Raw genomic sequence first — 11584 nt, forward strand, 5'->3', positions numbered from 1 at the left:
GATTTGTTGTGACAACCCGAAGTGAATTGCGAGCACAACGACAAGAAAAAGTTGAGAAACCGATAGAAGAAACACCGAAAAAGCGTCATTTTCTATACTGCTTATGGGGTGTAATCTGTGTGACTTTACTTGGGCTAACATTACTAATTAATTCGACACTCTTAAATGTTAACTTTGTAAAAGAAGAAGTTACAAGTTCATCGCTTGAATCAGTTATGTTAAGTCAGGTTAACAGTAGTCTAACTCAGTACGGGATTTCAACTTCTGTCTTAAAGAAAAGTGATACTGACAAGCTAGTTAATCAGGCAATTGATCAGGTATATGCAGGTGAAAAAATTAATCTTGATCTATCACCTATAGTTAATAATGTGGACACATCTGTTAATTCCCAATTAGCTCAATATGGTTTGTCAACGTCCATGTTACCAGCAGGCAGTTCTTCAGCAATTGCTGGTAACATCAATTCGATGGTTAACAGTCAGTTAAATACTCCTGAAGTTGCACAATTAATTAATGGGATTAAAATCGCTAAAACGGCTGTTAATATTATTTTAGTGATTTCAATTATTGGCCTCGTTATATTGATTCTTAAAGGCTTATGGCAGCATCACTTAATCGGTAGTTTTAAGTGGATTTGTCTATGGGGATCGGTTTTATATACAGGAATTGTTATATCTATTCATGCAATTGCCCTTCAATTAGGTGCAGGACAACCAGATATCAGTCCCTTTATCTCTCAGGTTGCTAATGATTTTCAGCAGACTGGATTTCATAGTTCAATGACGATGATTGTCATTAGTATCGTGTTATTTATTCTGCAATTTGTAAAACGGAAATGGCAACCTCGCCAATAACCTTGAATTAACGATGAATATTTGCTAAAATTTATCTGTTTGTATTACATTAATAAAGAAAAGAGGAGTCAGTAATGTCAGGACATTCAAAATGGCATAACATTCAGGGACGTAAGAACGCCCAAGATGCTAAGCGTGGTAAGATTTTCCAAAAGATTTCACGTGACTTGTACCAAGCAGCTAAAGCAGGTGATCCTGATCCAGCGAACAACGCTCAATTACGGCTTGTAATCGATAAGGCACACGCGGCCAACATGCCTAAGAAAAATATTGACCGTGCCATTGCTAAAGCTTCAGGTATTGGTGGAGCTAAGTTCGAAGAAGTTACTTATGAAGGTTATGGACCAGGTGGGGTAGCAGTAATGGTTTCTGCTCTTACTGATAACAAGAACCGTACTGCATCAGCTGTTCGTTCAGCATTTAGTCACTCTGGCGGTTCATTAGGTGCTAGTGGATCAGTTTCATACATGTTCGACCGTAAAGGATTAATCGAAATTCTTCGTGACGGTCTCGATAAGAGCGAAGATGATATGTTAATGGATGCTTTGGATGCTGGAGCTGAAGATATGAAGGCAACTGAAGAAAAGTTCCAAATTTTCACAGATCCAAGTAACATGACAGATGTTCGTGATGCTCTTCAAGAACAAGGTTATGAATTAGATACTGCCGAAGTTACCATGATCCCTCAAAACCGGACAGAGGTACCTGCAGATAAGGCAAAGCAATACCGTCATTTGATTGATGAATTAACAGAAAATGATGATGTTGCTGATATTTACGAAACTGGTATTTTACCAGATGAAGATGACGATGAAGAATAATTCAATCATTGTTATTAAGAGGTTAAAAAGCAAAACGCTTTTTAACCTCTTTTTTAGTTTTAAATTTTTTAGTGCATTTTTAGAATTTATCCGTATTTAAATAATAGGGAGGTTAAAATATGCCGAGTTTTGAAGAAGAATTAGCAGGAATAATTCGCAAGCAACCAAGTGACCTATACATTTTACCTCATGATAGGTATTATCAATTATCCTTAGCGATAAAAGGGACCGTGTCTCCTTTTAAGCAGGTTACGCGTGACTATGGTCAACGTTTTATCTCATACTTAAAGTATTGCGCCAACATGGCAGTTAGTGAGCATCGGCGACCCCAGCTAGGCGCTTTTAAATTTAGTTATGCTCACCAAAAGGTCAATTTACGCTTATCAAGTGTTGGTGATTACCAAGGGAGGGAATCATTAGTTATTCGCTTTATATATCCCCTTAATAATATTAGTTTTAATTTTTTAGTCCCTCACCAGTGGGAAATATTACAGGAATATCGTCAACAACGAGGTTTAATTCTTTTTGCTGGGCCAATGGGGGCTGGTAAAACAACTACCATGTATCAGCTTGCTCGACAGTTATTACCGAAACAAATTGTACTAACAATTGAAGACCCCGTAGAAATTAATCATCCGGGATTTATCCAATTACAAGTAAATGAATTAGCAGGGATGGACTATGAAAGTTTATTAAAATTGGGATTACGACATCGCCCAGATGTATTTATCATTGGGGAAATCCGTGATTCACAGACAGCAGCTATGTCTGTCCAAGCTGCATTAAGTGGTCACTTAGTTTTGGGAACTATCCATGCTCGAAATGCTTATGGGGTTGTTTCTCGCCTTCAACAATTAGGGATAGAGTCTTATCACCTTCAGCAAGTATTAACAGCGGTATCTTATCAGCGTTTAATTCCGTTGGTGAATGGAGAACAAGCCATCTTATGTGACCTGTTAAATCGGCATCAATTTAGTGATTTACTCAATGCCACCAAGAAAGGGGGAATGTCTGATGAATGGGCAAAAGCTCTTCGGCAGGCTGTGGAAAATGGAGAAATTACGGAGAATACTGCACGTCAATACCAGCAGGGTTAAATTCAACCATCAGCAACAAGCAAATTTTTTCCTTCTATTAGCAGATTTGTTAAGTGTTGGCTTTTCTGTTAGAGAAGCACTTGGTTTTATCAAGGCTGTCAAGCCGAAGCTAGCCCCTTGGATTGTTTCTATAGATAAACGAATGCAAAAGGGAGCGAGTTTTGCCCAGAGCCTACAGCAAGAAGTAAAAGACGACTTATTTTATCAATTACTATTAGCAGAAAAACATGGTAATTTAACAAAAACATTAAGTGAAGTAGGAAAGTTGCTTGCAGCTCAGGAACGTCAACGAAAAAAGTTATTTAGTCTTCTGCAATATCCGCTAATTCTTTTAGGGATGTTAGGGGTAGTGATCTGTGGACTAATTATGTTTGTCTTTCCAGAATTGAAGGTATGGCAAGGTGAGGGGCAGAATTTTTCGCTGATTCACACGATTGCATTAGGAGCAACTTATCTTTTTACCATTATCATTGTTAGCACTGTCTTTCAGTGGCTAAGATGGCATCAAATGAACAAGGAACAACGGCTAATCAAGATTTGTACAATACCAATAATCGGTAAATGTTATTGTTATTATTTTCAATATTATTTAACTAGTATATTAGGATCAATGTTGCAACAAGGATTGTCGTTGGCTGAAATTTGTGAAATTACCCAGAGCTTTGATAGAAAATCAATTCTTTATATTTTTGGTAACAAAATAATGACTACTATTCAACGTGACGGAGATATTTCAGATGTGGTGACTCATTATCCTTTTCTTCCTAATGAGTTAATCATTTTTATGAATAAAGGAGCGACCAGGGAAAATATGGGACGGGACTTAATTGTTTTCGCAAATTTAAAATTTAAGGCCCTCACAACTGCAATTGAACATTTATTGATTTTTGTTCAACCAGTTATCTTTAGCATTATTGCAATCATAATTGTTATTTTATATCTTAGTATCTTATTGCCAATTTATCATTCATTCCAAGGAGTTTATTAATGAAAATTTTAAAGAAAAAACAATCAGGCTTCACCTTGCTCGAAATGTCAATCGTCTTATTTATTATTAGCTTGTTAGTATTAATTATGTTGCCAAATCTTTCTCAACAACGAAAACGTGCTAATAGTATTCACGGAAGGGCAATGACTTCTGTAATTCAGACCCAAATTGATGCATATGAAAATGAAAATGGAACTGATAATGTCAGTTTAGAAGAGTTAAATAAAGCCAATTATCTGACTGATGCACAAGTTCAGCAGGCCCATCATGAAAAAATTGTAATTGTTGATGGGAAGGCAATTCAGCGATGAATTTTCGTGAAGAAGGGTTTACGTTTCTTGAAGCCATTATTGTTTTAGGAATAACGGCCCTCCTTTTACTAATTACAATTCCGAATTTTACAAAGACGCGTCAAAAACTAGCTGAAGAACAATTTTGGCAATCGTTGCGTCAAAATTGGCAGTGGGCGCAATTAGAGTGTGAGAGCAAACATCAATTTATTGTGATTCGCTACGATAAAAATGGTGAAATGATTACTTTTCGCATAAATGATCAAACAAGAGAAACAAAAGAAATTCTTATTCCCTCGACACTGAATGTTGAGTGGTTTGGTGAACTTTATCTTACGCCAAATGGCTATACGCGTCCCTGTACCCAGCGTTTTAAATCATTAATCGATGGCCGTTATTACTACATGAAGATTCAATTAGGATGGGGAGGATACCGAATTGAGAAACGCTAAAGCAAAGGCATTTATGATGGCAGATAGTTTAATTAGTTTACTTGTTGTAGCAATGGGGATAAATTTATTTTTTATTTGCGAAAAACAATTGTGGTTACAAAATAGAAATCTTCAACTAAAAATGGCCGCAACGAGGTTAGGAAAAGAGGCTAGTGATTTATATGTGGTTAAAAAGCAACCAGTTATTTTAAGCCGTGGTGATTTAACCGCAAAAGCAACGGTCCAAAGGGTAGTTGTTTATAATAACGAGCGATGCCTTTGTCGGGTTGAAAAATGAAGAAGGGGGCCTTTACTTTAATAGAAGCAACTTGCGCATTAATTATTTCTTCATTAGTGATTATCAATATAAGTTTAGTTACTACTAGCATGAGACAAGTAGGTAAAATGAACTTAGAATCAACGATCACTTGGCATTTGTTTTTACGGGAATTAGAGTCGATCAATCATCGTTTTGAATTAATGGAGGTTCGTGATAATTGGTTATTACTGTACAGTCAGACAACTGATCAAAAGTATGAATTAAGAGAAAACCATGCTCTATACCTAACGTGTCAGAATAAAGGTGGTTATATGCCATTGTTAGATAAAATTAAGAATCATGAATACTCGTTTACGCAACTTGATTCCCAACGAGTATTGATTAAGGTGACAAGGAAGGATGGAGAGAAAGCAAGTGCAATTGTTAAGTTTTATCCACCAAAATAAAAAAGAGGGTTCTATTTTATTTGTAAGTATTGCCGTCCTACTTATAATTAGTTCAGTTTTATTGTTTCAATATCGTTATTATCAGAATTATCAGGAAATGGGACGTGACCTTTGTTCAATTTATATTGATGGAATAACAGATAATCTAAGAGACCGATAGGAGTGTTATCTTGAATTTGCTAGGAATAATAGTTAAACTAATAAAGTAATGATTGTATTATTTGGAGGCGACTAGCACTGACACAGAAAACACCACAGCAATTATTTGAGCTTTTTGATAAGGCCACTGAAATTTTACAAGCAGTGTTAAATTGTTCATATTTAGATGCGCTATTAGAAAACGCAGAAAATATTATTGACAATAATACTGTTCGTGTTGATGACGGGGTTCCTGATAAAAAAACTGTAAATGAATTGCAGAAAATATACCAAGAATTAAATTTGCAAAATGTGAAGCCAGAAATTATCCGGCAAATTATTCAGCTGAGTTTTTTGAAAGTAATTCGAAAAGACGCAATTCAGGCTAATCATCAAATGACTCCTGATACAATTGGCTTAATCATGGCTTTCTTAATTGAAAAGGTTACAAAAATCAAGGAGATTAAGACTGTTTTTGATCCAGCCGTTGGGACGGCTAATTTATTAACGACTGTGATGAATCAGCTTAAAGTAAATGGAGATAAAGATATCGTTGGTTACGGAATAGATAATGACGAAGATATGTTAGAAGTTGCGAGCGTAAGTACAGAATTACAACACCTTAATGTAAAGTTGTACCATCAAGATGCTGTAACTGCTTTGGATATTCCTCAATGTGATTTAGCTATTTCTGATTTGCCAATTGGTTACTATCCGCTTGATGAAAACGCCAAAAACTATCAAACACGGGCTAAAGAGGGGCATTCCTATGTTCACCATTTGTTAATTGAACAATCTATGAATTATCTTAAGCCTGGTGCATTTGGAGTATTCTTAGTGCCTAGTAGCTTGTTCCAAACTAAAGAATCACAATCATTTGTTAAATGGATTCAGTCTGTTGCTTATTTACAAGGACTTATCAATTTACCAGCAGAACTTTTTGCTAATCCGAATGCGCAAAAATCAATTTTATTATTGCAACGTCAGGGTGGAGATAGCAAACAAGCAGCTAAAGTTTTGTTGGGTGAGTTTCCTTCATTTAAGGATAAAGCAAAATTCGCTTCATTCATGGATGATATCAGTAAATGGGTAACAACGAATTTACGTTAAAGGAGAAAAGTCAATGTCAAAAACAATTGCAGTTAACGCTGGTAGTTCAACACTTAAATTCAAATTATTTGATATGCCAAGTGAAGATGTAGTAGCTGAAGGTACGATTGAACGTATTGGTGAGAAAATGGGTCATGCTAAGATTAAGTATGGTAATGGTCAAAAGCATGAAGAAGATAAGCCATTTGCTGATCATGCTGCCGCAGTTAATTACTTGTTAGATAAGTTAATTGAATTAAAGATTGTGGCAAGTTATGATGAAATCACAGCAGTAGGTCACCGAATCGTTGCCGGTGGGGAATTCTTTAAGGATTCAACAATTATTGATGATGATGTTATTAGCAAGATTGATGAATTGGCAGAGTATGCCCCACTCCATGAGCCTGCAGAATTAGTTGGCATTAAAGCTTTCCGTAAAGTATTGCCTAATGCATTTGCGGTTGCTGTTTTTGATACATCATTCCATGTTGATATGCCAGAAATGAATGCATTGTACAGTGTGCCTTATGATTGGTATGAGAAGTATGGTGCTCGTAAGTATGGTGCTCATGGTACCAGTCACCGTTACGTATCTGCACGTGCTGCGGAAATGTTAGGAAAACCAATTGAAGAACTTAAATTAATCACCATGCATATTGGTGCGGGTGCATCAATCACTGCCGTAAAGAATGGTAAATCATTCGATACGTCAATGGGCTTCACGCCTGTTGCAGGAATAACAATGGCAACTCGTTCAGGGGATGTTGATCCATCATTAATTGCTTTTATGCAGGGTAAATTAAACCTATCCTCTGATGAGATGATTGATATTTTGAATCACAAGTCTGGTTTACTTGGAATTTCTGGTATTTCACCAGATATGCGTGATATTCTTGCAGCCGCTGAAAAGGGTGACGAACGGGCACAACTTGCATTAGATATTTATGTTAACCGCATTGTTCGTTACATTGGAGCATATATTGCGGAAATGGGTGGTGCAGATGCTATTGTCTTTACTGCTGGTGTTGGTGAAAACAGTGTTCCAGTACGAAAGATGATCACAGATAAGCTTGACTACTTTGGCATTAAGATTGATCAAGAAAAGAACAATTGCCATGGTGTTGAACGTGACCTTTCCGCTGATGATGCAAAGATTAAGACATTGTTAATTCCAACTAACGAAGAATTAATGATTGTTCGTGACATTGAACGTTTAAAGAAAAATAACTAAGCACTAAATAATTCGCCAAAAGATGACTAGTTGACAAGAAATATTTGTCTCTAGTCTCTTTTTATTTTAGAATTTAAGATAACTATATTGCCCTTTTAAGAAAGAAGATTCTCTATGAAGTTTTGCACGTCAGATACTCATTTTTTTCATGATAGTCTCCTTGGTACAAATAAATTTGCACCAAGGCCATTCAATGATGTCAATGAGATGAACCAAACGATTATTGATAATTGGAACAATAAGGTTGGTGAAAATGATATTGTTTATCATTTAGGAGATATTGCTCTGTACTTTACTAAACCTCAACGAGATGCCTATCAAGCAATTCTTGAGGTATTATTACAGTTACATGGGCACTTAATATTGGTAAAGGGAAATCATGATAATCGCGCCCTTTTTAAGTATCTAGAAAATAATAATTATGAGTTTAATGGACTTCCTAAATTTCAGTTTCATGACGTGGGGGTACTATTAAAATATAATCATCGTCAATATTACTTAACTCATTACCCTCTTATGTTAGGAATAGCACCGCAAATTATTAACCTTCATGGCCATATTCACCATTATTCTGTTCCCATTAAAGAAAATATAAATGTAGGTGTGGACGCTCCTGAATTAGACTATCTCGAAAATAAGCCTAAGTTTGGAGCACCGCTGAATTTTCATGAAATAGAAGAAATCGTAGCGAAAAAGGCTATGAAGTATCCGGGGCAAAAATAATCAAAAGTCAAAAGAAGGTGAAAGAGATGAATAGAGCTAAGATTCAAGATTATATTGATCAGCGTGAAGAGCAGCGAGCTTTAATCTATCATATTGAAGAAAAAGACCAGACACATTTTACCGTTAATGGACATCCCTACGAATTAGTAAAGGACTACCGTGACGGTTTTAATTCAGAAAAATTCGCAGAACGGTTTAGCAGTGTCCTAAGTAAATATGACTATATCGTTGGGGATTGGGGATATGACCAATTACGCTTAAAAGGTTTTTATGATGATGATAATCCCTTATTTGAACCAGAATTGGGCACTGATACGATTGAAGATTATTTATTTGAGTATTGTAATTTTGGTTGTGCGTATTTTATCCTTCACAATGATGATGTTTGTATTCCACGGCACAGTTACCGTCAGCATCGAAAGAAAACTACGCCAGTCATTCATGAACGGCGGAGGCAGGTTAAACAACCGAACGTGCGTCAACGGCATAATCAGCGTGCAGAACGTATAAAAAACGGTCACCGTCAAAAATTTGTGATTCATCAACGAAAAAAGAGGAGCTAAGGTAAACGATGAAAGATTATCAAGGATATTTTATTGATTTAGATGGGACTACTTACAGGGGGAAAAAGCAAATTCCAGCAGCCGGAAGATTTATCAAACGACTGCAAGCTGCCAAGAAAGAGGTCCTATTTGTAACAAATAATAGTACCAGAACACCAGATTTTGTCGCTGAAAACCTCCGTGAAAATCATAATATTAATGTTACGGCGAAAAATATATACACAACAGCAATCGCAACTGCTGACTATTTACGGTCAATAGCGCCAGTAAAAAGTAAAATTTATGTTATTGGTGAGTCGGGATTAAAGTTAGCTTTAGAAAAGCGAGGGTTTATCTTGACTGATGATCAACCTGAATATGTCGTTGTCGGATTAGATACGAGTGTTACTTATGAGAAACTTGAAAAAGCAGTTTTGTTAATTCGAAATGGCGCTAAATTTATTGGGACCAATGCTGATAGTAATTTACCTAATGAACGAGGGATGGTTCCTGGCGCAGGTTCGATTGTAAAGCTAGTAGAATATGCAACTCAAGTGGAACCTGTGATGATTGGTAAACCAGAAGCGATAATTATGAAAATGGCACTTGAAAGGGTTCAACTGCCTAAAGAAAAGGTAATTATGGTCGGTGATAACTATCACACTGATATTGAAGCAGCAATTAACGTCGGAATGGATAGTTTATTAGTTTATACTGGTTTATCACGCCCAGAAGAAGTTATAAAAGAAAAAATCCAGCCAACATATAAGGTGAATAATCTTGATGAATGGGAAATTTGAACTTATTCAATGGGGGAGAGCAATCTTAGTGACACTACTTAGTTTAGTTGTTGCAATTAGTATTGCTCTTTTTATCGTTATTAACATTTCACCTTTTTTTATAACAATACCTAAGCATCTTCTAGGATTATCTGCTTCTGAATTAATGGCTGATTATGGAAATGTCATTAAATATATTCAGCTTCCAACACAACGAGTCCTCGAACTAAGATATTTACCAATTGCCCCTTCTGCAGTTCGCCATTTTGAAGACGTAAAATATTTGATTTTATTGAATGAAGCTGTGATGGTGGTTTCGCTCCCGTTGTTAGTATATGGATTAAAAAAACAAAAACGGCAAAATCAACTTTGGCGATTGATCTTACCGTTTCAGATATTATTTATTTTGTTGCTCTTTAGTGGGTTTATGGGGATAACAAATTTCAATGTCCTTTTTATTAAATTTCATTATCTTTTCTTTAGCAATATGGATTGGTTATTTGATCAACGAACAACACCAATCATATTACTGATGCCCGAAAAATTTTTTACAGTACTATTTGGATTATGGTTAGGACTTATATTGATAATCTTACTTTTGATTTGGGGATGGATAAAACTTATGTTAAGCATCTTCTTTAACAAAGCGCGAACGTAGTGCTCCGATAACGGCTGGAATTAACGTAACCACAATAATTGCAAGAATGATGATAGAGAAGTGTTCTTGAACGAAGGGAAGATTACCGAAGAAGTAACCACATCCACAACAAAGTGCTACCCAGATAACACAGCCAATTACACTATAACGAATAAATTGCTTGTAGGGAAAACCAGAACCTGCGGCCGCAAATGGAGCAAATGTTCTAATGATCGGAATAAAACGGGCGAGGATAATAGCCGGCGCACCATGCTTTTCAAAGAAGGCTTCGGCACGTTCTAAACTATCTTTATCAATCAATTTACCAAAAAGTGAATGGTTAGAAAGACTCTTACCAATCTTATGACCAATTAAAAAGTTAAGGGAGTCTCCACCCAAACAGGCGCATAAGAAAATAAAAACAAAAATCCAAATGTTAAGATGATAACGTGGGTCAGCAGCTAGTGCACTTGCAGCAAAGAGAAGGGAATCTCCAGGTAGAAATGGCATTATGACTGCACCAGTTTCAATAAATATAATAGCGAATAAAATTAAATAGGTTGCATCGCCGAATTGATTAACAATCTGAATTAGATGAACATCAATATGTAATATAAAATCAATAAGAGTTGCCAAGGTAATTCTCCTTTGTGTAATTAAGATAATACTGTTAAAGTGTAGCAAGATAGAAAAATGTTGTGAAGAGGCGTTTAAAACTTTTAATAATTTTTGAAAAAATATATTTATTGGTAAATCTAATTAGCCATGTGAGACTAATTCATTCGGAATTTATTAATGGTGAAAGAGCGTCACGCCATTTTTAAAAAGGCTAAATAACGTTTATTATCATAAGTAATAGTAAAGCGAATGAAAAAAATGAATAAAAATTAAAAAAAGTGTTGACGAGGGAGAAAAATCCATGTATAGTAATTATCGTTGTCAAAGCAGTTAAGTGCTGTTGAGATTGTCCAGCAAAAAAGTTAAAAATAATTGTTGACATCTGATTGATGACATGATACATTAATAAAGTTGCTGATTGAGTTATCAATCAAAAGAAATTCAAAAATAATTAAAATTTCTTCTTGACAAGCTGATCTGATACATGCTATAATAAATATGTTGATTGGCTGCTTGATTAGTCAACGGGTAGACCTTTGAAAACTGAACAAAGTTTCGACGAATCAAATGTGTAGGGTCTTCAATCACGATGTGATTTGAAGCAAAACATTTGCGAAGTC

At 35.7% G+C, this 11584-nt stretch carries 15 protein-coding genes; 14 read left to right on the plus strand and 1 reads right to left on the minus strand.

Annotated features, from left to right (window positions below):
- The first annotated feature begins 8 nt into the window (after nucleotides 1-8).
- The 14 genes from LMB57_RS04245 (at nucleotide 9) to LMB57_RS04310 (ending at nucleotide 10367) form a co-directional block, all read left to right on the plus strand.
- Entirely contained in the window at nucleotides 9-854 is an 846-nt protein-coding gene (locus tag LMB57_RS04245) for a hypothetical protein (protein ID WP_229271313.1), read from the plus strand.
- Between the two features lie 74 nt (nucleotides 855-928).
- Nucleotides 929-1675: a YebC/PmpR family DNA-binding transcriptional regulator gene (locus LMB57_RS04250; protein WP_003671894.1), complete on the plus strand. Its 747-nt coding sequence runs from the start codon at nucleotides 929-931 to the stop codon at nucleotides 1673-1675.
- A gap of 119 nt (nucleotides 1676-1794) precedes the next feature.
- A complete protein-coding gene (comGA, locus tag LMB57_RS04255; protein WP_229271314.1) occupies nucleotides 1795-2772 on the plus strand; it encodes a competence type IV pilus ATPase ComGA in 978 nt (325 codons plus the stop codon).
- The gene (locus tag LMB57_RS04260; RefSeq protein WP_229275826.1) at nucleotides 2690-3760 is read left to right on the plus strand and encodes a type II secretion system F family protein; all 1071 of its coding nucleotides are present in this window, start codon (nucleotides 2690-2692) and stop codon (nucleotides 3758-3760) included. The genes comGA and LMB57_RS04260 overlap by 83 nt, the downstream gene beginning before the upstream one ends.
- Nucleotides 3760-4071 carry a competence type IV pilus major pilin ComGC gene (comGC, locus tag LMB57_RS04265; protein WP_229271316.1) on the plus strand — a complete coding sequence of 104 codons (312 nt, stop codon included), beginning with the start codon at nucleotides 3760-3762 and terminating at the stop codon, nucleotides 4069-4071. Before LMB57_RS04260 ends, comGC begins: the two co-directional genes overlap by 1 nt.
- Nucleotides 4068-4502, plus strand: coding sequence for a hypothetical protein (locus tag LMB57_RS04270; RefSeq protein WP_229271317.1), 435 nt, complete (start codon nucleotides 4068-4070; stop codon nucleotides 4500-4502). The genes comGC and LMB57_RS04270 overlap by 4 nt, the downstream gene beginning before the upstream one ends.
- Nucleotides 4489-4779, plus strand: coding sequence for a hypothetical protein (locus LMB57_RS04275; RefSeq protein WP_229271318.1), 291 nt, complete (start codon nucleotides 4489-4491; stop codon nucleotides 4777-4779). Before LMB57_RS04270 ends, LMB57_RS04275 begins: the two co-directional genes overlap by 14 nt.
- 107 nt (nucleotides 4780-4886) lie before the next feature.
- Complete coding sequence (locus LMB57_RS04280) at nucleotides 4887-5207, plus strand: ComGF family competence protein (RefSeq protein WP_229271319.1); 321 nt, start codon at nucleotides 4887-4889, stop codon at nucleotides 5205-5207.
- Between the two features lie 237 nt (nucleotides 5208-5444).
- A complete protein-coding gene (locus LMB57_RS04285) occupies nucleotides 5445-6455 on the plus strand; it encodes a class I SAM-dependent methyltransferase (protein ID WP_324255226.1) in 1011 nt (336 codons plus the stop codon).
- Nucleotides 6456-6468: 13 nt separating this feature from the next.
- Nucleotides 6469-7665, plus strand: coding sequence for an acetate/propionate family kinase (locus tag LMB57_RS04290; RefSeq protein WP_229271320.1), 1197 nt, complete (start codon nucleotides 6469-6471; stop codon nucleotides 7663-7665).
- A 114-nt stretch (nucleotides 7666-7779) separates the two neighbouring features.
- A complete protein-coding gene (locus tag LMB57_RS04295) occupies nucleotides 7780-8388 on the plus strand; it encodes a metallophosphoesterase family protein (RefSeq protein ID WP_229271321.1) in 609 nt (202 codons plus the stop codon).
- 26 nt (nucleotides 8389-8414) lie between these two features.
- The gene (locus tag LMB57_RS04300; protein WP_229271322.1) at nucleotides 8415-8951 is read left to right on the plus strand and encodes a YutD family protein; all 537 of its coding nucleotides are present in this window, start codon (nucleotides 8415-8417) and stop codon (nucleotides 8949-8951) included.
- A gap of 8 nt (nucleotides 8952-8959) precedes the next feature.
- Complete coding sequence (locus LMB57_RS04305; protein WP_229271323.1) at nucleotides 8960-9730, plus strand: TIGR01457 family HAD-type hydrolase; 771 nt, start codon at nucleotides 8960-8962, stop codon at nucleotides 9728-9730.
- Entirely contained in the window at nucleotides 9714-10367 is a 654-nt protein-coding gene (locus LMB57_RS04310; RefSeq protein ID WP_229271324.1) for a TIGR01906 family membrane protein, read from the plus strand. The genes LMB57_RS04305 and LMB57_RS04310 overlap by 17 nt, the downstream gene beginning before the upstream one ends.
- Here LMB57_RS04310 and LMB57_RS04315 read toward each other — a convergent pair.
- Nucleotides 10335-10982 (minus strand): VTT domain-containing protein, encoded by a 648-nt coding sequence (locus LMB57_RS04315; RefSeq protein WP_229271325.1) that lies wholly within the window; start codon nucleotides 10980-10982, stop codon nucleotides 10335-10337. The two genes, LMB57_RS04310 and LMB57_RS04315, sit on opposite strands and share 33 nt — an antisense overlap.
- Between the last annotated feature and the right edge of the window lie 602 nt (nucleotides 10983-11584).

The organism is Limosilactobacillus secundus (genome assembly GCF_020784695.1).
GTDB classification, from domain to species: Bacteria; Bacillota; Bacilli; order Lactobacillales; family Lactobacillaceae; genus Limosilactobacillus; species Limosilactobacillus reuteri_F.